This is a genomic window from Psychrobacter sp. CX90 (assembly GCF_057396305.2).
In genome coordinates this window covers 1,639,652-1,661,961 of sequence record NZ_CM182008.1, presented here as the reverse complement: position 1 = coordinate 1,661,961, position 22,310 = coordinate 1,639,652, and the positions used below count along the sequence as shown (strand labels likewise).

Annotated in this window: 18 protein-coding genes; 11 read left to right on the top strand and 7 right to left on the bottom strand. The window is 40.4% G+C overall.

The window, feature by feature from the left end; genetic code table 11:
• Window positions 1-45 precede the first annotated feature (45 nt).
• The 4 genes from AC2SLN_RS06540 (at window position 46) to AC2SLN_RS06525 (ending at window position 4,928) form a co-directional block, all read left to right on the top strand.
• The gene (locus tag AC2SLN_RS06540) at window positions 46-1,299 is read left to right on the top strand and encodes a vWA domain-containing protein (RefSeq protein WP_486549296.1); all 1,254 of its coding nucleotides are present in this window, start codon (window positions 46-48) and stop codon (window positions 1,297-1,299) included.
• Window positions 1,300-1,470: 171 nt separating this feature from the next.
• Window positions 1,471-1,977 (top strand): septum formation family protein, encoded by a 507-nt coding sequence (locus AC2SLN_RS06535; protein ID WP_486549297.1) that lies wholly within the window; start codon window positions 1,471-1,473, stop codon window positions 1,975-1,977.
• Window positions 1,978-2,179: 202 nt separating this feature from the next.
• Window positions 2,180-3,346 carry a carboxynorspermidine decarboxylase gene (nspC, locus tag AC2SLN_RS06530; RefSeq protein WP_486549298.1) on the top strand — a complete coding sequence of 389 codons (1,167 nt, stop codon included), beginning with the start codon at window positions 2,180-2,182 and terminating at the stop codon, window positions 3,344-3,346.
• Window positions 3,347-3,656: 310 nt separating this feature from the next.
• A complete protein-coding gene (locus AC2SLN_RS06525) occupies window positions 3,657-4,928 on the top strand; it encodes a saccharopine dehydrogenase family protein (protein ID WP_486549299.1) in 1,272 nt (423 codons plus the stop codon).
• A 163-nt stretch (window positions 4,929-5,091) separates the two neighbouring features.
• Here AC2SLN_RS06525 and AC2SLN_RS06520 read toward each other — a convergent pair whose 3' ends face one another.
• The 6 genes from AC2SLN_RS06520 to metG all read right to left on the bottom strand — a co-directional run bounded on the left by AC2SLN_RS06520 (window position 5,092) and on the right by metG (window position 13,268).
• Complete coding sequence (locus AC2SLN_RS06520) at window positions 5,092-5,886, bottom strand: ABC transporter ATP-binding protein (protein ID WP_486549300.1); 795 nt, start codon at window positions 5,884-5,886, stop codon at window positions 5,092-5,094.
• Window positions 5,887-6,041: 155 nt separating this feature from the next.
• The gene (locus AC2SLN_RS06515; RefSeq protein WP_486529832.1) at window positions 6,042-6,938 is read right to left on the bottom strand and encodes an ABC transporter permease; all 897 of its coding nucleotides are present in this window, start codon (window positions 6,936-6,938) and stop codon (window positions 6,042-6,044) included.
• Window positions 6,939-7,422: 484 nt separating this feature from the next.
• Entirely contained in the window at window positions 7,423-8,457 is a 1,035-nt protein-coding gene (locus tag AC2SLN_RS06510) for an ABC transporter substrate-binding protein (protein WP_486549301.1), read from the bottom strand.
• Between the two features lie 185 nt (window positions 8,458-8,642).
• The gene (locus tag AC2SLN_RS06505) at window positions 8,643-9,683 is read right to left on the bottom strand and encodes an ABC transporter substrate-binding protein (RefSeq protein WP_486549302.1); all 1,041 of its coding nucleotides are present in this window, start codon (window positions 9,681-9,683) and stop codon (window positions 8,643-8,645) included.
• 130 nt (window positions 9,684-9,813) lie between these two features.
• The gene (locus AC2SLN_RS06500) at window positions 9,814-10,806 is read right to left on the bottom strand and encodes an ABC transporter substrate-binding protein (RefSeq protein WP_486549363.1); all 993 of its coding nucleotides are present in this window, start codon (window positions 10,804-10,806) and stop codon (window positions 9,814-9,816) included.
• A gap of 350 nt (window positions 10,807-11,156) precedes the next feature.
• Window positions 11,157-13,268 carry a methionine--tRNA ligase gene (gene metG, locus AC2SLN_RS06495; RefSeq protein WP_486549303.1) on the bottom strand — a complete coding sequence of 704 codons (2,112 nt, stop codon included), beginning with the start codon at window positions 13,266-13,268 and terminating at the stop codon, window positions 11,157-11,159.
• A gap of 380 nt (window positions 13,269-13,648) precedes the next feature.
• Here metG and AC2SLN_RS06490 point away from each other — a divergent pair, with 380 nt between their 5' ends.
• The 3 genes from AC2SLN_RS06490 to AC2SLN_RS06480 all read left to right on the top strand — a co-directional run bounded on the left by AC2SLN_RS06490 (window position 13,649) and on the right by AC2SLN_RS06480 (window position 16,545).
• Window positions 13,649-14,989 carry a short-chain fatty acid transporter gene (locus tag AC2SLN_RS06490; RefSeq protein ID WP_486549304.1) on the top strand — a complete coding sequence of 447 codons (1,341 nt, stop codon included), beginning with the start codon at window positions 13,649-13,651 and terminating at the stop codon, window positions 14,987-14,989.
• A gap of 146 nt (window positions 14,990-15,135) precedes the next feature.
• Window positions 15,136-15,837: a CoA transferase subunit A gene (locus tag AC2SLN_RS06485; protein WP_486549305.1), complete on the top strand. Its 702-nt coding sequence runs from the start codon at window positions 15,136-15,138 to the stop codon at window positions 15,835-15,837.
• A gap of 78 nt (window positions 15,838-15,915) precedes the next feature.
• On the top strand, window positions 15,916-16,545 hold the full coding sequence (locus AC2SLN_RS06480) for a CoA transferase subunit B (RefSeq protein ID WP_486549306.1): 630 nt from the start codon (window positions 15,916-15,918) through the stop codon (window positions 16,543-16,545).
• Window positions 16,546-16,863: 318 nt separating this feature from the next.
• Here the strand turns inward: AC2SLN_RS06480 and AC2SLN_RS06475 are convergent, their stop codons facing one another.
• Entirely contained in the window at window positions 16,864-17,664 is an 801-nt protein-coding gene (locus AC2SLN_RS06475) for a DUF2310 family Zn-ribbon-containing protein (RefSeq protein ID WP_486549307.1), read from the bottom strand.
• Window positions 17,665-18,504: 840 nt separating this feature from the next.
• Here AC2SLN_RS06475 and apbC point away from each other — a divergent pair.
• From apbC to AC2SLN_RS06455, 4 genes are all read left to right on the top strand, one after another.
• A complete protein-coding gene (gene apbC, locus AC2SLN_RS06470; RefSeq protein ID WP_486549308.1) occupies window positions 18,505-19,782 on the top strand; it encodes an iron-sulfur cluster carrier protein ApbC in 1,278 nt (425 codons plus the stop codon).
• A 292-nt stretch (window positions 19,783-20,074) separates the two neighbouring features.
• Window positions 20,075-20,650 carry a dCTP deaminase gene (gene dcd, locus AC2SLN_RS06465; protein ID WP_486529841.1) on the top strand — a complete coding sequence of 192 codons (576 nt, stop codon included), beginning with the start codon at window positions 20,075-20,077 and terminating at the stop codon, window positions 20,648-20,650.
• 308 nt (window positions 20,651-20,958) lie between these two features.
• Window positions 20,959-21,597, top strand: a complete 639-nt coding sequence (gene ndhC, locus AC2SLN_RS06460) for an NADH-quinone oxidoreductase subunit A (protein ID WP_486549309.1) — start codon at window positions 20,959-20,961, stop codon at window positions 21,595-21,597.
• Between the two features lie 10 nt (window positions 21,598-21,607).
• Window positions 21,608-22,276, top strand: coding sequence for a NuoB/complex I 20 kDa subunit family protein (locus tag AC2SLN_RS06455; RefSeq protein ID WP_486529843.1), 669 nt, complete (start codon window positions 21,608-21,610; stop codon window positions 22,274-22,276).
• Window positions 22,277-22,310 lie beyond the last annotated feature (34 nt).

The window sequence follows — 22,310 nt, the reverse complement described above, 5'->3', positions numbered from 1 at the left end:
TCGAGATTATCATTAGGTGTCGTAACATCAAAGGGCAAGGCTGATATGTTTGTAAAATTGTTTTACACCTTGAGGGCTTATGGAGTGCCAGTAAGCACTCGTGAGTTGCTAGATTTAAATGCCGCTCTAGATAAGGGGTTAATGCGTCAGCCACATCCTGAGTTATCAAAAGATGACCCTGATGTTCTTAATGAGAATGATGTATGGACGTTTGCCAGTCGTGACGATATGTATCGGTTGATTAAGCTGTGTATGGTCAAAGATGAGCGCCATTTTGATAAATTTGACCGTGCTATGGCCGATTACTTTGATGGTGTGGATAGCTTAGATATTGACGAACTAATGGCTAAGCTTACCGATGTGCCAAAAGAATGGCTCGATTTAAAGCTTGATCCTAAGAATTTAACCGAAGAACAGCGTCGGCTGCTAAAAAAATATGGCTCATTAGAAGAGCTAATGAAGGCTCTTGAGGAACGCTTAAAAGAACAAAAAAAACGACATCAAGGGGGGAGTAAGTGGGTTGGCACTGGAGGAAGCTCACCGTTTGGGGCATATGGTGATCATCCCGAAGGGGTACGAGTTGGCGGTGAATCCCGCAAACGCAGTGCAGTCAAAGTATGGGAGCAGCGTAAGTATCGAGATTTAGATGATGATAAGCAGTTGGGTACCCGCCAATTGCAAATGGCACTACGTAATTTACGTCAGTTTGCACGTACGGGAAGTGCTGACGAGCTTGATATTAAAGAAACCATTAAGCGTACTGCCAAAAAAGGCGTGCTCGATATTCATATGCAGCCAGAACGACGTAACCGAGTTAAGGTGCTGATGTTATTTGATGTTGGGGGTAGTATGGATGCGCATATTGAAGCTTTAGAAAAACTGTTCTCGGCCGCAAAAAATGAATTTAAAACTTTAGAGTTCTTCTACTTCCATAACTGTTTATATGATTATGTATGGAAAAATAATCAACGTCGTCATGCTGAACGCACCCCAACTATGGAGCTACTACAGAAATACGGTAGAGAATATAGAGTCATCTTTGTCGGTGATGCCTCAATGTCGCCTTATGAGCTATTTTCGGTAGGCGGTAGTGTTGAGTATATGAATTCAGAACCTGGAATCATTTGGTTAAAGCGGGTTGTTGAGCACTTTGATAAAGTGGCCTGGCTAAATCCTGAGGACAAAGCCTATTGGCATTATACGCATACCATTGGCGAGATTGACAAGTTGATGGAGGGTCATATGTATCCGATGACGCTGCATGGGGTAGAAGAGATGACAGGTTATTTGGCAAGGTAGTAACGGCTTAAAGTCTTGTCTATTCTCTTTAAAAATATGCATTTATTAAATATATCGGCCACTTTACCCATTATAAATAAGACATAAGTTATTAGTAACACCAACTTATCAGTGAAATTGAGTAAGGAATTAAAGTTGGAGAAATCTAAAAGGATTCAAGGCGTGCAGTATATGTCGTCTTTTTTTGTTATCTCATTAATATTAGTAGGGGCACTGACAGGCTGCTCACAAGAGAATGGTTCTCAGACTCAAAAAACTGAGGAATCGTTATTTAAAAATGAAGTAGGTTACCAGATTAATAGCCTAAAGATCGGTATGTGTTTTGATGATCCAAGTGAAGAAGATACAGTTACTGATGCGCAGAAAAATATTGCCGCCAATAACTTTCCTATCCTTGAATGTAATGCCCCACATGATAATGAGGTGTACTATATTTATAACTTGCCAGAAGCAGAGGACTATAACGAAACTGAGGCGCTAATTGAGCGTATGCTCGATGTGTGTGAAGATAAGTTTAAAGGCTATATTGGTAAATCCTATCAAAAGTCGTATTACGAGATGTCAGTATTAACACCAACGATAAAAAGCTGGCAAGATGGTGATAGAGAAGCGATTTGCTATGCTTTTCATCCCGAGGATAAGAAACTTCATAACTCTTTAAAAGATATCAACGAGTAAGTATAGACTTTCTCAAGATTGTTTAAACATTAATAATCCCCAAATAGTGTCAAAGAGGTTGTAGAAGGGCCTCTTATCAAAGTAGGGTCGAACTTAGATTAGCCGTTTAAATTAGACAGCCGATATTATGTCTATTACGAGGCTCTATTCCAATTGACCTTAATTAACAGTTTTCATTCCTTTTATTTTTTTAGGAAAAAATATGCTAAATACCCCTTATTATCAAATTGATATTACTGATTTAAAGCAAAACTTAGCAATCGTTAAACGTCTTTGCGACCTCTCTGGCGCCAAAGCGTTATTAGCGCTGAAATGTTTTGCCACTTGGGGTGTATTTGATGAGATGAAGCGCTACTTGCATGGCACAACCTCATCATCTCTAAATGAAGTGCGATTAGGTAAAGAAGAGTTTGGTAACGCTGTTCATGAAGATGGCAGTGTTGAGAAAAAAGAGACTCATGCATACAGTGTTGCCTATAGTGCCGATGAAATTGATGAGGTGTTAACCTACGCGGATAAAATTATTTTCAACTCTTTTAATCAGCTCCATGCCTTTAAAGATAAAGCTAAAGCTCAGGGCGTCCCTGTAGGTCTGCGCATTAACCCTAAAACAAGCAATTCGTCATTTATAATTGCAGATCCTGCTCGGCCTTTTAGTCGTTTAGGTGAGCATGATATCGATAAAATTAAACCTGTAGTTCCCGAGATTACTGGTGTCATGATTCATAATAACTGTGAAAATGAAAGTTTTGAAGCGTTTAATACGAGCCTTGATGATATTGAAAACAAGTTCGGTGCTTTCTTCCACGAGCTGCAATGGGTCAGCTTAGGTGGGGGCATACACTTTATCGCGCCTGACTATCCGTTAGAAAAGTTGGCTGATAGGCTGAAAAGCTTTAGCGAGAAATACGGTGTGCAAGTGTATTTAGAGCCAGGTGAAGCCTGTATTCACAATGCTGCCAAGCTGGTTACCACTGTCGTAGATACCCTGCATAATGGTAAGCCACTTGCAGTCGTTGATGCGTCTATTGAAGCGCATATGCTTGATTTATTAATTTATCGTGAGACTGCACCTTTAGTTGAGGTCAATGAACAGGCTTGTGATATTGCTTCAACAGAGACAGATTCTAGTACCATTATATATGGTAAGTCTTGCTTGGCCGGCGATATATTTGGCGAATATGCGTTAGATACGCCATTAAGCATCGGTGACACCGTTGCATTCGGTAATGCGGCAGGTTACACCATGGTAAAAAAGAATTGGTTTAATGGCGTGGCAATGCCTTCTATTGTAATCTGCGATGAGCAAGGTAATCTTAAAGTACAAAAAACCTTTGGCTATGATGACTTTAAAGCCAGTCTGTCTTAACAGAACGGATAAAGTAAAGTACCCGTTTATTGTTTAATACACTTTAAACAACAAAAACTATTAGGATTGACTCACACAAAGCTTACTATAAATGTCATGATAGATACCAGATTGGTTAAAAATTGAATATTAGCTAATTTGCAGTCGCATTATTGTGTATTTGACATTATAATGCTGCGTTTTTAAATTTCGGGTGCGTGGGTTTTCCTATTTCTTCCTTTTTAATTCACGCACATCATTCACGGCGTCAACTCGTACCCTTTATATTAACCGACTAAGGCATGTTGACCCACTAAGGAGGATTTCCAGATTGACTTCCAATACAACCAAAACCCCCAAGCGTAATGTACTCATAATCGGTGCTGGCGGAGTGGCTCAAGTCGTTGCGCACAAATGTGCTATGCATAATGATGTACTAGGTGAGTTGCATATTGCCTCACGCACCAAATCAAAATGCGATGAAATTGCAGCCAGCGTGATAGAGAAGGGTAGTTTCAAACAAGAATCTATCTTACATACTCACGAAGTGGATGCCATGGATTCAGACGCTGTTGCCACCTTAATAAAGGACACTGGCGCACAAATCGTGATTAATGTGGGTTCCGCCTTTATTAATATGACAGTGCTTGAAGCCTGTATCAATACTGGTGCTGCCTATATCGATACCGCCATTCATGAAGACCCTCGCAAAATATGCGAGACACCGCCATGGTATGGTAACTACGAATGGAAACGCAAAGAGCGTTGTGCCGAAAACAACATCACCGCCATTCTTGGCGCAGGCTTTGATCCCGGTGTGGTTAATGCCTATGCGCGAGTCGGCTATGACATGATGGACAAAGGCTCAGTAACTGATATCGATATTATTGACATTAACGCTGGCAGTCATGGCAAATACTTCGCCACTAACTTTGACCCAGAGATTAACTTCCGTGAATTTACCGGAACCGTATACTCTTGGCAAAACAGCCAGTGGCAATCCAACAAAATGTTTGAAGTAAAGCGCACCGACGATTTACCCGTGGTGGGCGAGCAAAACAGCTATCTTAGTGGCCATGACGAAATTCACTCATTATCCGCTAACCTTGACGTACCTAACATACGTTTTTGGATGGGTTTCGGCGAGCATTACATCAATGTATTTACGGTATTACAAAACCTTGGCTTGTTATCTGAACAACCTGTCATGACTGCTGAAGGTCAAGAAGTCGTACCGCTGAAAGTTGTCAAAGCAGTATTACCTGACCCAAGCTCCTTGGCACCAGACTACACAGGCAAGACCTGCATTGGCGATAAAGTCAAAGGTAAGATTAACGGAGTCGATAGTGAAGTCTTTATCTACAATGTCTCTGACCACAAGGACGCATACAACGAAGTAGGTAGCCAAGGTATTTCTTACACTGCTGGCGTGCCCCCTGTTGCTGCCGCCATGCTTATCGCGACTGGCGAGTGGGATATCGGTCATATGGCAAATGTTGAAGAGCTGGACGTCAAACCTTTCATTAACGTATTAAACGATATTGGCCTGCCAACCCGTATTCAAGATGATAAAGGGGATAGAGCGTTACAGTTCGAACTATAAAATTTATTTTTATCAGTAACAAGTAAGCCTAACTGAATTAAACTGCACCCCATAAGTTGGACACAACTTATGGGGTGCAGCTCATTATTGAAGGGGTTATTTGACTATAAAATTTACTCAACAATAGGCTTTTGCGTATTAGGCGTATATCAAGTAGTGAGAGTTAACTCAAAATTAAACTGTCATCTTCAACTTTTTCGCCTCGGGTTTGCTCAAACATGTCCAGTAAATCGTGCACGGTCATACCTTCACGCTCATTCCCAGCCACATCTAAGACCACTTGTCCTTGATGTAGCATCACTGTGCGGTCGCCATGGGTTAAAGCCTGTTGCATCGAATGCGTTACCATCATAGTGGTCAAATTATTATCAGTGACAATCTTGTCAGTAAGCTCTAACACGAAAGCGGCAGTCTTAGGATCGAGAGCAGCCGTATGCTCATCCAGTAATAAAATTTTTGAGGGTTGTAGCGATGCCATAAGTAAGCTTACCGCTTGGCGCTGACCCCCTGAAAGCAATCCCATTCTATCCGACAAACGGTTTTCTAAGCCCAGCTTTAGGATAGATAACTTTTCACGGAATAACTCACGGTTATTATTGTTAAGGGCGAATTGCAAGCCACGTTTTCCGCCACGTTTATAAGCCAACGCTAGATTTTCTTCAATGGTTAAAGCTTCACATGTGCCTGCCATAGGGTCTTGGAAAACTCGGGCCACCCAGTGTGCTCTTTGGTGAGCCGTTTTTCTAGTGACATCAAGACCGTTCAGCAATATAGAGCCACTGTCTACACGTGTTGTACCGCTAACTGCGTTCAAAAACGTTGATTTACCTGCACCATTCGTCCCAATAACTGTGACAAACTCACCTTCGGCGATATTCAAGCTGATGCCACGAAGGGCAGGGTTTTCGATTGGTGTACCTGGGTTGAATGTTAACCTAAGATCATTGGCTTCCATCATAGGACGCTATCCTTTTAATTTAGAGGCTTTTTTAGTAATGTTGCTAACCACTTGGTACTAATAACAATAATATTAAAATATAAACTCTGAATTTAATGTGTGGTTATTGGTGTATAGTCAAAGTATTCATAATACGATTAATCGGTTTGGTTAAATTACGTGCGTTTACCACGCATTAACTTTGACTTAATTGAGGGTAATTGCAGGGCAATAACAACCAATAGGGCAGTGATTAAATTTAAATCTTGTGACCCAAAACCAATGCTACGCAGTAAATCACTAGACAAAGCTACCTGAATAAATAACTTATAAATAACTGCCCCTAAAATAACCGCAAAAGTAATTAACCAAATGCGCTTTGCAGGAATAATAGTTTCCCCAATAATTACCGCTGCTAAACCAATAACAATCGTACCGATTCCAATAGAGATATCTGCTCCGCCTTGAGTTTGTACAAACAAAGCACCACCTAGAGCAATGAGGGCGTTAGATATTGCCATACCGACAACCGTCATGACCGAGGTATTAATACCTTGTGCTTGTGCCATGCGCAGGTTAGATCCTGTAGCGCGCATTGATAACCCAGACTCAGTACTAAAGAACCAATCTAAGAATAACTTGGCTACTATAACCACCCCACCGATAATTACGCAGCGCACCCAATAGCCATTTTCATTGGTAACAAAGGGACTGAAGACAGTTTCCTCTCCTAGCAATGGCAAGTTTGGCGCACCCATGATACGTAAGTTAACTGAGTACAGGGCAACCATCACTAAAATACTAGCAAGCAGCTGCAAAATGCCAAGTTTCACATGTAGCCAAGCCGTTACTATACCAGCAAGCGCACCAGCAATCATACCCAAGCCGCAGGCAATCCATGGGTCAATACCCGAGACAATAGAAATACCGGCAACAGCTCCCCCTAACGGAAAGCTACCATCCGCAGTAAGGTCAGGGAAATCAAGAGTACGAAACGAAATGAGTACGCCAAGGGCTATTAAGGCGTAGATAAGACCACTTTCGAGAGCCCCAAAAAAAGCAATGAGAGACATAATATATAATGACACCGCTTAGGGTTTAACCAGTTGTCTAATAGAGTTGTATAATAAATTTACTGACTGGCATAGAAGCTGGTTAAAGTAGATTTAACAGATTAAATGATCTGCGCTTAAAATAAACCAATGAATATTATCGCAACGAAATTTTTCAATTGTCGTCATAGTAATCATGAACCTATACCAAAGATTAGCTATTAAGTCTAAATAACTATAAGTCTAAATAACTATAAGTCTAAATAACTACGCTATTAAACAATAGGTATCATATTGGTTTAAGGTGTTGAGCTTAAGAATATCCAGTAATTCATATATTTCTCGAAATATTGCTAAACCTAAAGATTTACCTAAGGCATATATAAAATTACAAAATAAATATTTTACAGATAAAAGAAGATTTAATAAACAATTAAAGCATATGATGAGGCCTTTGTACTTTTATATAAATGAGGACTCATCTGATATCTATAAAAACATTAGGCTATTCAATAATCTTGTCGGCTCTATCAATGACTGACTGTGGTAATTTAAACCCTTGTTCAGCAGCATGATTAGGGCTTACAAATAAACTTAAGTTTTCAGGAATGTAAGTAGGAATACTACCTGGACTTTCCCCATTTAAGATACGGCTGACAATCTTGCCTGTCTCACGTCCTAAATCGACATAGTTAACACCTAATGCAGCGGCAGCACCACGCGATACAGAATCAGTATCTTGTGCAATGATGGGTATTTTACTTTCGGTGGCGACTTGCGAAAGCGACTCAAAAGCAGAAACCACACCATTGTCATTAGACACATAAATCATATCCACTTTATCAGCTAAGCTAAGAGCAGCTTGATGAATCTCATTACTGCGCTGTGCAGGAGCGTCATGGATAGTGATGCCCATCGGCTCTAAGCGCTCTTTTAAGTTTTTGAGGATAACAGTTGAATTAACTTCACCTGGGCTATATACATACCCTATATCTTTCAAACTAGGAATAATCTCTTTCATAAGCGCAATTTGTGGCTCATAGGGCATCGCATTTGTTGCGCCAGTAACATTGGTCCCTGAGGCTTCTAAGCTCGGGACAAGTTTAGCGGTAACAGGGTCAGTTACGGCACTAAATACAATAGGAATAGTATTGGTTGCCGAGGCCATTGATTGAGCGGAAGGGGTGGAAATGGCAACAATCACATCTGGTGCTTCGCCAATATATTGTTTTGAAATCTGACCAGCAGTAGCTGGGCTACCTTGTGCACTTTGAAACCTTATTTCTAGGTTTTCTCCTTCTACAAATCCTTGATCTTTAAGCTCTGCTATGACACCTTCACGAACGGCATCAAGAGCGGGGTGTTCAACGATAGCAGTGATGGCCACCTCTTTGATATCGGCATCTTCACTCACTGATGTTTTGGTATCTGTTTTGGCTTCAGTAGAGTCTGTGGAGGGTTGCTGATTACATCCAGCTAACATGGCAGTTAATAATCCACCGCACATTAAGGTTTTAACAAATCCATTTGTCATAATCATTAATATAATCCTAAAAAAATATAATCCTAAAAAATTCAATAAATATTTTAGGAAGTATATGACATCTATCAAATACTTCCAAATAAAAAAAGCCTAGGTCATTTTGTAAGTGCATATCGTACTTAGCGATTAGAAAAATCAGCATTACTCGAGGCTTAATTGAATAATGACTGAAAGACGCGTTCTTATTCGATGACTTCTTTAGCGTTGTCTATAAGGTCTTTTGGCAATTCTATACCGACTTCATTTGCATTGGCTTTACTAACATATAAATCCAATGACTTTGCCGTATAAACTGGAATATCTCCCGCTTTCTCGCCATTTAAAATACGGCTAACAATGGCACCAGTTTCACGACCAAGGTCATGATAGTTGACACCCAATGCAGCAATAGCACCACGCTCAACGGAACCTGTGTCAGAAGCAATCAAAGGTATCTTACTTTCGCGGGCCACTTGATAGAGTGACTCATACGCAGAAACTACGTTGTTGTCTGTAGAGGTGTAAATGACATCTACTTTATCAGCGATACTACGTGCTGCCATAGCGATGTCATTACTTTTTTGAGCGGGGGCTGAATGAATGGTAATACCCATTGGGGTCAGCTTTTGAGTGAGGTTTTTGAGTACTATGGTCGAGTTGACTTCACCTGGGCTATAAACATAACCGACATTTTTTAAGTCTGGAATAATTTGTTTCATCAAATCAATTTGTGGTTCGTATGGTAGGGCATCAGATGCGCCAGTGACGTTTGTACCAGACCCCTCTAAACTGTTTACGAGTTTGGCTTCAATAGGATCGGTTACGGCAGAAAATACTAATGGAATAGAGGTGGTAGAGGCTGCAACTGACTGAGCAGAAGGCGTTGCAATAGCCACAATAACATCTGGTTCATCACCAACAAATTGTTTGGCAATCTGACCAGCAGTCGCAGTATTGCCTTGAGCACTTTGGAAATTAACCTTTAAGTTCTTACCTTCTATATAACCGTCTTCGGCCAATTTTTCAATAACACCTTCACGCACTGCATCTAAGGCAGGGTGTTCAACAATCGCGGTAATTGCTACTTCTTTAGCGTCAGTATCAGCAACGACGGTAGTGTCTGCATTTGAAGTTGTATCATTCGATTGTTCAGTATTATTTGCTGGCTGATTGCATCCCGCTAAAATTGCGGTAGCAACACCGCCCCACATAAGGGTTTTGACAAAGCGATTTGGATTGAACATGGGTTGATCTCCTAAGTAAATAGCCAATAATTTAGAATATAAATTATTGGCGTTTGTATAAATTTGAAGTCATCCTGACCTCAAAAAAGTTGCTAATTAAAGAATATCAGATTTTTAATAAATTGGTAGTTTATTTATCATCAACATTAATCGCTTCTTTAAATAACGACTCGTCAAGCTGGATTCCTTGTTCGGCTGCATGTTTGGGACTAATATAAAGTGTTAACTTATTCATAACTGCTGGTTTAATCTCAGATGTCGCTTCGCCGTTTAATACACGATATACCATATTACCTGTCACTCTACCAAAGTCATAGTCATTAACACCAAGGGCAGCTGTAGCACCTCGCCTAACACTAAATTCATCTGATGTAATAATCGGTATATCTAGCTCATTAGCGGCAGAAGCCATAGACTCAAAAGCGGATATAACATTGTTGTCAAGTGAGGTGTATATTACGTCTGCACGCCCATCTAAACTGCGGGTTGCCATGGCAACATCAGTAGGACGGTTGGCAGCAACGTCAAGAATTTTGAGTCCACGTGCAGGTGCTGCTTCTTGTAGTTGCTTTAACACAGCAACTGAGTTTGCTTCCCCAGGGCTATATACATAGCCAATAGTCTTGGCGTCTGGTACTATTTTTTGAACCAGATCTAAAGGTGGATCTATGGGAAACTGACTCGATAGACCTGTCACATTCGGTTGAATCGGCACATTGTTTTTATCAATTAGCTTAGCTGCTACGGGGTCAGAAATAGCGGTGTAAATCACAGGTATTGTGGTTGTCGATGCAACAACAGACTGTGCTGAGGGCGTTGATATTGCCACTATAGCATCGGGCACATCGCCCGCAAATTGTTTGGCGATTTGTCCAGCAGTTGCGGTATTACCTTGTGCACTTTGGAAGTTAACCTTTAAGTTTTTACCTTCAGCGTATCCCTTATCTGCAAGTTCTTCAATAATGCCGCGGCGTATTTCATCTAATGATGGGTGTTCAACAATTTGAGTAATGGCAACGGTCTTTGATTTTTGACTATTATTTACACTTGCTGCAGATACTTCAGCCGCTGTATTTTCTGCTTTGTCTGAACACCCAGTGAGTCCGGCCACCCCTAATCCCATGCTAATCGCTAAGAGACTTTGACAGATTTTTTTAAAGGAGGGTTTTTTAGTCTCGGAGCCGAGTTTTGATAGGTTAGGTGTTGTGAACAGGGATTGGCTGGAATTTAATAGCATATAAAACTCACTAAATTATTTAAAGTTTAAAGGTTTGAATTTTCAAATTTTAGAAAGAGATAGAGTTAAGATCTAATGATAGTGGCATATAATCATGTACTAGTATAGTAGAACATAAGTTTGAATATTTTACAATAAAAAATCGGTGTTTATTTTTTAAACACCGATTGAATGTAAAGGATCTAATCTAAATAGGCCAGCTCTTAAAAACGCCTGTGCAATATGTGATCTGTGAGTTAAGCGAGCTTATCACCTACTTGACACGCCTCAGGTAGAGTGATGACCACTAAGCCAGTTTTAGGGTCGCCAGACGATAAAATCATACCTTCTGATATCCCAAATTTCATTTTGCGAGGCGCAAGATTCGTCACACAAATTACTTTTTTATCAGTCAACTGCTCAGGCTCATAAAACTGACGAATGCCACTAAACACATTGATTGGCTTATCTCTACCAATATCTAACGTAAATTGTAGCAATTTGTCTGCGCCTTCAACATAGTTACACTCAAGCACTTGCGCCACGGTCATCTCAACTTTCATAAAGTCATTGAAGTCGAGGAATTCCCCTTCAGTTGAAGCTGCATTGACTTTAGATTTAGCACTGTTGTTCGACTGAGCACTGCTATCAGACTTAACAGTATTTTGAGGATCAATAGCTGCCAAGTCCTGCTTTGATTCTTCAACCATAGCATCAATTTGTGCTTGCTCAATACGTTGCATAAGAGGTTTGAACTTATTAATTTTGTGGCCTAACAATAGCTCATTACGGCTTTCGAAGCTTAAGTCCTCGATATTTAAGAAAGCTTTGGCGTTATTCGTAAGCTCTGGCAAAACAGGCGCTAAGTAAACCATTAACTGGCGGAATACATTTATCGCCACTGAGCAGACGTCTTGAACCTCTTGCTCTTTACCTTCTTCTTTTGCCATTGCCCAAGGTTTTTTGCTATCAATGTATTCGTTTGCCTTATCCGCACACTGCATAATTAGGCGCATGGCACGGCTGAATTCTCTATTTTCATAAGCAGTGGCAATCTCTTCACCTGTGCGCATGACATCATTTAATAGCTCAGGCTCAGGACAGGTTTTAGACAACATGCCGTCATACTTTTTGACAATAAAACCTGCACTTCGGCTAGCGATATTGACCACTTTACCAACCATGTCGGAATTAACTTTTTGCATAAAATCAGCAAAATCTAGGTTCATGTCTTCTACTTTATCCGATAGCTTTGTCGCGAAGTAATAGCGCAAGTACTCAGGGTGGAGATGTTTAGCAAAGGTTTCAGCTTGAATAAAGGTGCCGCGTGACTTACTCATTTTTTCGCCGTTGACCATGAGGAAACCGTGTGCAAATACGCCTGTTGGGGTGCGGTATTCAGCACCTGCTAACATAGCTGGCCAAAATAAAGCATGGAAGTAGACAATGTCCTTACCAATAAAATGGTAAAGCTCAGTCTTATGCTGATTTTCTGCTAACCAATAATCATCAAAGTCGAGTTCTGGGTATAGTGGGTCTGTAGAACCCCGACGCTGTTTGCAAAGATTTTTGAAGCTAGCCATATAACCGATAGGTGCATCTAGCCAGACATAAAAATATTTATCAGGTTCATCGTCTGGCGTATCAGGAATTTTAAAACCGAAATAGGGCCCATCTCGTGAAATGTCCCAGCTTGCTAAGCCCGCTTCAAACCATTCTTGCAGTTTGTTTGATACCGAGGATTGAAGTCGACCTTCGTCTTTGGTCCATTGTTGTAAGAAGGTTTCAAACTCTGGCAAGTTGAAGAAATAGTGTTTAGATATCTTTAAGACTGGGGTAGCACCAGATAAGGTAGAGTACGGATTTTTAAGTTCAGTGGCATTGTAAGTCGTGCCACAAACTTCACAGTTATCACCATATTGGTCTTTGGCACTACATTTAGGACATTCACCTTTGACAAAACGATCGGCTAAGAATAACCCTTTTTCTGGGTCAAATAGTTGTTCAACATCTTTGGTTGAGATGTGACCTTCGCCATTTAAACGGCGATAAATTAATTCAGAGAACTCTTTGTTTTCATCCGAATGCGTCGTGTGGTAATTATCGTATTCAATTAAAAACTTAGCGAAGTCAGATTCATGCGAGTTTTTAACTTCTGCTATGAGCTGTTCAGGAGTAATCCCTTTTTCTTCAGCTTTAAGCATTATACTTGTCCCATGCGCGTCATCCGCACAAACATAAGTTACCTGATGGCCCTGTGCTTTCATTGCTCTGACCCAAATATCAGTTTGAATATGTTCTAGAAGATGACCTAAGTGGATATTGCCATTGGCATAGGGAAGGGCACTGGTAACAAGAATATGACGCACAAAACCACCTATAAAGTTTATTGATTTTAGAAAGACTGTTAAGAGAATTGTCTGAGTTTATAATGTGCGACTATGATACCGCAAAAGGCATAAAAATGGGAATTTACCTACCGATGTTTAATAGGATATATCACTATAGAGTTTTAGCGATTTAAACAGTGCTGCGATTAATTAAGATATTTAAACAAGTTGAAAAAGTTGTAATCATTGTCAGCTTGTTTAATTAATGGCTTGCAGATTAAAGACATTTATAACTAACAACCAAGCTTAATATGACCCTACTATTCTAAAATTTACTTTTTTAAGCTACCATAAGGGCTTTGTTCTTATAACTTAATGTAACGCTGGATCAAACAATAAGTTCAACATGGAGGTTTCTTATGTTTCAGATAATCACTAATGCCAGTGTACAATTGGTTAACCGGTACCTTCCTTCACCCTTTGTATTTTCTATTTTCTTAACTTTAATTGCTTTTATTGCTGGTATCACGTTAACTGGGCAAGACCTATTGACTATGGCAGGCCATTGGGGAGATGGTCTGTGGTCATTACATGGTTTTGCAATGCAAATGGCCTTAATTTTAGTAACGGGTTACGCGTTTGCCAATGCCCCTATTATTCAACGATTCTTAGACCGTATTGCTGGGCAAGTTACGTCGCCCTCAACGGCAATCGTCATTTCAACGCTCGTGGGTCTTGCAGGCTCATGGATTAACTGGGGTTTTGGGCTAGTAGTTGGGGCGATTTTTGCTAAGTCATTGGCCAGAAAAGTGCCGAATGTCGATTATCCACTATTGGTTGCCGCCGCATATTCTGGTTTTTTGATTTGGCATGGCGGCTTCTCTGGCTCTATACCTTTGACATTGAGCTCAGGTGGCGAAAACTTACAAACATTGTCAGGCGGTATATTGACGGAGGCGGTGCCTTTATCGCAAACGATATTTGCCTCATACAATTTAATTATACTTGCTGCTTTAATCATTGTTCTGCCGCTGCTAAATCGATTCATGCATCCCAAAAACCCTACTACGGTTGATCCTGCTTTAATAAAAGTTAAAGCATATATCCCCCCTGAAAAGATTACTCTGGCACAAAAGATTGATGACAGTCGTATCATTGCGCTTTTTTTGTTGGCCATGGGAGTGCTGTATTACATCAATTACTTCGCAAATAACGGATTTAACTTAGGCTTAAATATCGTTATCGGACTATTTTTATTTATTGGATTATTAGCGCATGGCACATTGGAGCGTTATTATCGTGCCGTGAAATCGGGAATAGGTGGCATCGCAGGGATTGTATTACTGTTTCCATTTTATAGCGGTATTATGGGGATTATGACGGGCGCTAATGCAGAAGGGGTGTCGATTAGTACTCTAGTTACTGAGTTTTTTGTCAATAATGCCACCGCCGATAGCTTTCCTATATTTGCATTTTTGAGTGCAGGCTTGGTTAATATTTTCGTCCCATCGGGTGGGGGACAGTTCGCAGTTCAAGGTCCAGTCATGATTCCAGCTGGGGTAGCTCTAAATGTTAGCCCAAGTGTCACGGCAATGGCTATTTCATGGGGAGATGCGTGGACTAATATGATTCAACCGTTTTGGGCACTGCCATTATTAGGTATTGCGGGTCTAGATGCTCGGGCTATTATGGGATATTGTCTGATTGTACTGGCTGTCTCAGGTGTGATCATTGCGGGTGCTTTTTGGTTATTGGTGTAGTGTAATTACTCTCATAATAATCTATGATAGATATATTGTAGATTATTTAGAACGTTATGACATGAATATATGACTGCTGACACTATATTATGTCAATAACGCATTCAAGTTTAATAATGTATGTTGATTCAACCAAGGAGAGAAAAATGAGTCAATCAAAAGTATATGATAGCGCCGAATCAGCGCTGAAAGACATCATCCAGGATGGACAAACTTTGGCTATCGGTGGATTTGGCCTATGTGGTATTCCTGAAGCCCTCATCTTTGCCCTTAGAGACACTGGGGCAAAAGATCTGACCTGTATTAGTAATAATGCTGGCGTAGATGATTTTGGTCTTGGGCTACTGTTGCAAACCCGTCAAATTAAAAAAATGATTTCATCTTATGTTGGCGAAAATAAAGAGTTCGAACGCCAGTTTTTAGGTGGGGAACTTGAAGTGGAGCTTACTCCGCAAGGTACATTGGCAGAAAAACTGCGTGCGGGTGGTGCGGGTATTCCAGCATTTTATACGGCAACTGGTGTGGGCACGCAGGTCGCTGAAGGTAAAGAAACCCGTGATTTTGAGGGGCGTACTTATGTACTGGAACATTCACTTACTGCTGATGTCGCTCTTGTTAAAGCGCAAAAAGCGGATAAAGCCGGCAACTTGATTTTTAATAAAACGGCGCGAAATTTTAACCCAGACTGTGCCATGGCCGGCAAGATTACGGTAGCAGAAGTGGAAGAAATAGTGGAAATCGGCGAGCTTGATGCCGATGAGATTCATTTGCCGGGTATCTTTGTTCAACGGGTTATTTTAAATAGTCATCCTGAAAAGCGTATTGAAAAAATTACGACAAAGCAATAGTGATAATAGAAGAATAACAATATCGTCTTAAGAGGTTTAAATACATAGCGTTTTAAATATTTAGGAAGGAGTAACATTATGGCATGGACAAGAGAACAAATGGCACAGCGCGCTGCCAAAGAGCTGCAAGATGGGTTTTATGTCAACTTAGGTATTGGTCTGCCCACTATGGTCGCCAACTATATACCTGAGGGCATCGATGTTTGGTTACAGTCAGAAAATGGTTTGTTGGGTATTGGGGAGTTTCCAAGCAAAGAGAACGTAGATCCAGATTTGATTAATGCGGGCAAACAGACGGTTACCTCCAAGCTAGGCGCTAGCTTTTTTGGCAGTTCGGACTCATTTGCTATGATCAGAGGCGGCCATGTGAATTTGGCTATACTTGGTGCAATGGAGGTTTCAGAAAAAGGCGATTTAGCCAACTGGATGATTCCGGGAAAGATGGTCAAAGGTATGGGCGGCGCTATGGATTTAGTAGCTGGCGTGCAGCGTGTGATTGTATTGATGGAGCAAATCAATAAACATGGCGACCCTAAAATATTGGCTGAATGTCAGTTGCCATTAACAGGTAAGCAAGTAGTCGATCGTATTATTACAGAATTGGCGGTATTAGATATAACCAGCAATGGCTTAAAGCTTGTTGAGCTGGCAGAGGGTGTGAGTTTTGAAGAGCTGCAAAAACATACACCAGTGACTATTATCCAATAGTTCAACCCCATTATCTTTGAGTGTAAAGATCAAAACTTGAGTGTTTTTGGTAGCTAGGCGATGGTTCCTGTAATGCAAAATAGCTACTATGTATATGTATGAGCTACTATATATAAATAGCTATAGCTAATTCAATGTTATGATTGCTAAATGAGCCGACAAGTATGCTTAAAATAAACTTGTCCTGTGCTTGACTCCAGTAAAACACTCTCGACAATTTTTGGGCGGTTCACGGTTGGTTAAGGATGATTGGGGCATTATTTTTATCTCTATGCTTGATAGGTTTTATAAGCTTACCACAAAGTATTTATTATACGGTTAGTCCTCGCTTTCATCCGACCAATTTTGGCTCAACTCACTTACCAAGCGACTATCATCGCATTTAAAATCGATATAGGGATAGGTATTGGCAGGCAATAGCCAATCCTGCCCTGTGAGCGGACATTTTTGTGCCATATCTTCTGCCTGTGTCCAATTACGGTAATTCATCAAAAAATAATAGGTGGGTACACCTGTGCTTTGTTCAATGATACGGCACAATTCTCGACCTATTTTGCTATGTTCAGAATTAAGATTTTGCATTTGTTCTAAGGCAAAGGCTTCACTTACTGGTTGAGAACCAAGCCACAAACGGTATAACGCTTCAGCCTGACGATACCATGACCACACATTATCATAACAAGGGTAATCAGGGTGGATATATGGGATTTTATATAGAGGAATGTCTTGTAAGGTTACCCCATCTAGTAAAGGCGAACTCCAGCCCCAACGCAACATATAAAATTCAGATTGCGTTGGTACGGCATAACGGGGAAGTGGATATTCATGGTCTTCTCCGATATACAAGGTTTGAATGGGTTTACCTGCTAACCGTTCGATTCTATCGTGCATTTCTTGGGCATAGCTGTTCATATTTTTACGGTCAAGGGCATCCATTTCAGGACACACCACCGTCACACGGGTAATATCATTTTGGGCAACAGGTAAATGATGGTTGCGAGGTAATATTTGTCCATTGTTTTCTAAATTTCCTAAATAACAAAATACATCATGGTCGTGGCTGTCATCATCTTCAGCGATACCTGTATATTGGGGTATGATAATATCAAAGGCATGCATTTTTATATCTCATGATTATTTTATATTAAAGATAGCTGGGGATGTTGCTGTTGAAATTGGGTAAGGTGCTACCTAATGATGGCAACCATCTGCGGCATCACGTCCAAGGCTTGGTGTATGCTGAAAAACCGGAGATAAATCTGACCCCCGCCGTCAATGCTGTACACTCAAAGTTAGGATATTTTAGTCAGACAACTAGCGGAAATTTTTTAAGTATACTTTAGGCTCATTTTTTCATTCTACTACTGCCTTGACTTAGATGCTTGTGGGCAAGGCGTATGTTTTATAAAGCAGTAATAACCAATAATCCAAAAGCGCTACACATAGTCGTTAATCTAGGCTAGTAGGTAAGTATCTTTTTATCAAATATTTTTTTATCAAGTGACTGAGTAAGTAACTTTTATCACGTAACTAACCAAGTAACTTACTAATTAACTTACTAATTAACTTACTAAGTAAATAATCAGCTAATAGAACTGTAACCCATTTCTATTGATATCTTTTATTTCATATCGCTTATATTATATATGATACACATATTAAACCTTAGAATATGTGGAAGATAGAAGACAGTAGAGCAATGAGATAATCAAGCCACAGTTTTGCCATACCTTAATAATCGTGATGGAATGGGATAGCCTTAGTGCCTCTATTGCTAATTAAAGGTCGTTAATACAGATTCTAAGATTTCAAATGAATTGCGTTATTTTGAGCGCACGGTTTAGGCTTTATAATAACTCAATGATATTAAAGTGGTTTTTTTTATTATGTCTTGTTGGTTATACTGGCTGTTAGGTGCATCTAATTGCCAGTTTACAAACGTCATGTCAAGGGGCATCAATGTTTAACTTTATAACAAAGTCCAAAAATAAAAATAACAGCCTGCATAAGAACTCTCAGCCAACTGATGAGTTGCAATCTGCTGTTGAAAAGGTCTTAAGTAGCTATAACTCTGGTAGTCCATTTAAGAGCAGTAACCAAAACATTGAGCTGACAAAATTTAGCCACCAAGGCGATTCAGTTACGGTTGATTTGCGATTGCCAGCGGAGGTTAATCCAGAAGAGTTGCAACGCTTACTTGGTTTGGAATTACAGATATTTGGTATAAATGAAGTGAATCTTAATGTCAGTTTACCACCTCAATCTTCCCATAAAAATGTTCACTCAAGTAATGCATTGTCCGCTTCATCTGTCTCTTCTACTAAAGGCAGTGGCAAAGCACTGCCAAAAACGATTGAGGTAACAGCGAGTAAGGCTGGTGAGTCTAATGAACCGCCCATTACCAAACGTGCCCCTACACAAGAAAGCTTACAGCCGCATCCTCGTATAAAACATATTATTGTGGTTGCGTCAGGTAAAGGCGGGGTGGGCAAATCAACCACGACGGTTAATATTGCTTTAGCCCTGCAAAAACTGGGTAATCGAGTTGGTATATTAGATGCTGATATTTATGGCCCCTCTATGCCAAGTATGCTTGGCGTTGAAGGCGTAAAACCGCAGCTTGAAAATGAACAGTTTGTACCCGTTGAAGCACACGGTTTAGCAATGCTGTCTATCGGCAGTTTATTGGAGGGTGATAATACGCCAGTGGCATGGCGCGGGCCTAAGGCAACTGGTGCGCTAATGCAGTTGTTTAATCAGACCAATTGGCCAATGCTGGACTATTTAGTCATTGATATGCCACCGGGCACGGGCGATATTCAATTGACGCTAGCCCAGCGTATTCCTGTAACGGGTGCGATAATTGTGACTACGCCACAGCATATAGCCTTGATGGATGCCCAAAAAGGTATTGAGATGTTTAATAAAACCAGTATCCCTGTTATTGGTGTGGTTGAGAATATGGCATTACATACTTGTTCTAACTGTGGGTATACGGATGCTATTTTTGGTGAAGGTGGCGGCGAGATGATAGCCGAAGAATATCAGGTACCTTTATTAGGTCAGTTGCCACTAGTAAGGAGTATACGTGCTCAAGCTGATAAAGGTGAGCCGAGTGTCATTGCTAATAATGGGGCAGGTGACGACTATGCGAGCTTCTATATTGAGATTGCTAAAAGAATTGAAACGAACATCGCTAAGTTTGCCAAAAAACGGGATGATGGACGTATTTTTTAACTGAGTTGTATTATTCTAAATGCTATTACTAATACATAATCACTGTCTAAATGATACCTAAGAAGACCTACAGAAGCGCTTGAGAAATATGATAAAACAATATAAGTAGATAACCCTGTAAATTTCAAATGGAATTACTTATAATCACCGCTACTTGTTTTACTCGACTTAGTCTTATATAACTCAGTCTAATTTAGCTTGGTTTATCATAACTTAGTGTGTTTTAACTTGGTTATGTTAGTTAAGTAACATTCGAGTAAAAAATAATATCTTTAAAAATTAAGGGTTTCGTATGTCGATAAAGTCTGACCGTTGGATTCGTAAAATGGCCGAAGAACATGGCATGATCCAGCCATTTGAGTCAGGTCAAGTGCGTTTTAATGAGGCCGGCGAAAAGCTGGTCAGTTATGGTACATCAAGCTATGGCTATGATGTGCGATGTGCGCGTGAATTCAAAGTATTTACCAACGTGCATTCGGCTATTGTTGATCCCAAAAACTTTGATGAAAATAGCTTTATCGATATTGTGGGAGATGAGTGTATTATTCCACCGAACTCTTTTGCTCTTGCCCGTACTGTTGAATATTTTAAAATTCCAAGAGATGTGTTAACCATCTGCCTCGGTAAGTCAACATATGCTCGCTGCGGAATCATTGTTAATGTAACGCCGCTTGAGCCTGAATGGGAGGGTCACGTAACGTTAGAGTTTAGTAACACAACGACTCTGCCGGCGCGTATTTATGCAGGAGAAGGCGTTGCACAAATGCTTTTTTTCCAATCAGATGCTGATGATATATGTGAAACAAGCTATAAAGATCGAGGTGGTAAGTATCAGGGTCAAAAAGGGGTTACATTACCACGAACATAGAGTTACTCTTAAATAAATGATATAATACCGATTCTAAATGTATCAGTATGTTAAAGTTTCTCAGTTTATCCTAGTGCTAACTCAACTGCTAAGAAACATAATATCGTTAACCTCGAGAGTTGTTGTGTTATTTGTCCTTATAAATAATGAACTTTAAGTTCAGTTTTAATTTAGATTTTAGCTTAAAAAATAAGTATAGTAGCTTTTTCAATTTCGCCAGCCAATATATTTTCTTAGCATTAAATGAGTGACCTGCTTTCGCTGTGGCTCATACATAAGTTGATATTAGCGAGTGAGGAGATTCATCAATGACGTCCGCCTTTAACTGGTCAGCATTAGCTTTTATCCTAGCTGCCATTGGTTTGGTGTTATTTATGCTCGTTGTACCACGATTATTGGGTGGTCGGTCACAAGGTGCAGAAAAAGAAGAAGTCTTTGAATCGGGTGTTGTCGGAGCTGGCAATGCCCGAATTCGTATGTCTGCTAAATTTTATCTGGTAGCCATTTTTTTCGTTATCTTTGATTTAGAAGCCCTGTACCTATTTGCCTATTCTGTATCTGTCAGAGAGGTTGGCTGGGTTGGCTATGCTACGGTGGTTGTCTTTGTCGTTGAGCTATTAATTGGTCTGATTTACGCATTAGGTATTGGAGCTTTAAATTGGGCGCCTGCTGATAAGCGTCGTAGAAAAGAGCGTTTAACAGCCCCTCCTTTAGGTTTTAACTTGGCTGATATTACTAAGTTTGATGGTATAGAAGAGCTACATACTGATCCAACAGGTAAAGTACCTGCCCAATCTTCTGGTCAAGTTAATGTATCGAATGACATTGCGATAAATAAGCGCCATTTAGCTAATATTGACCATATTAATACCACAGGTAATGTTACCTCAGTAGATTTTGCTAACCAGACTCATACCACTTTACCTTCTGCTAAAACATCTTCCTAAGGGTTATATCATGAAATATACACTAACCCGAGCCAATCCCGATGCTGATAAGTTTCCAGCGCAAACCCGTACTACTGTCAGTGACCCCATTGAAGATGAGGTCAATCGTAATGTATTTATGGGTAAGCTTGAAGATATGGTGCATGCTTCAGCGAACTGGGGTCGTAAGCACTCGCTTTGGCCGTTTAACTTTGGTACGTCTTGCTGTTATGTAGAATATGCCACTACTTTGACGGCTGTTCATGACTTATCGAGATTTGGTGCAGAGGTTATTCGTGCGTCACCCCGTCAAGCAGATGTGATGATTGTTGCCGGCACCTGTTTTGTCAAAATGGCACCCGTTATTCAGCGTTTATATGAACAGATGCTTGAGCCGAAGTGGGTTATTTCCATGGGTGCTTGTGCCAACTCGGGTGGTATGTATGATATTTACTCAGTGGTACAAGGCGTAGACAAAATTATTCCAGTTGATGTATATGTGCCCGGTTGCCCTCCGCGTCCAGAAGCTCTTATACAGGGTCTGATGTTACTGCAAGACTCCATCACTAAAGAGCGCCGCCCATTAGGTGCATTTGTCAATGACAAAGGTATTTATCAGCCACAAATGCAGCCTGAACGTGACCGCAAGCAGGCAGATCGCATTGCTGTGAAAAACTTGCGTAGCCCAGATAGTATTTAATAGGTATGGTATTTATTAATCAGGTTTCAGTTTT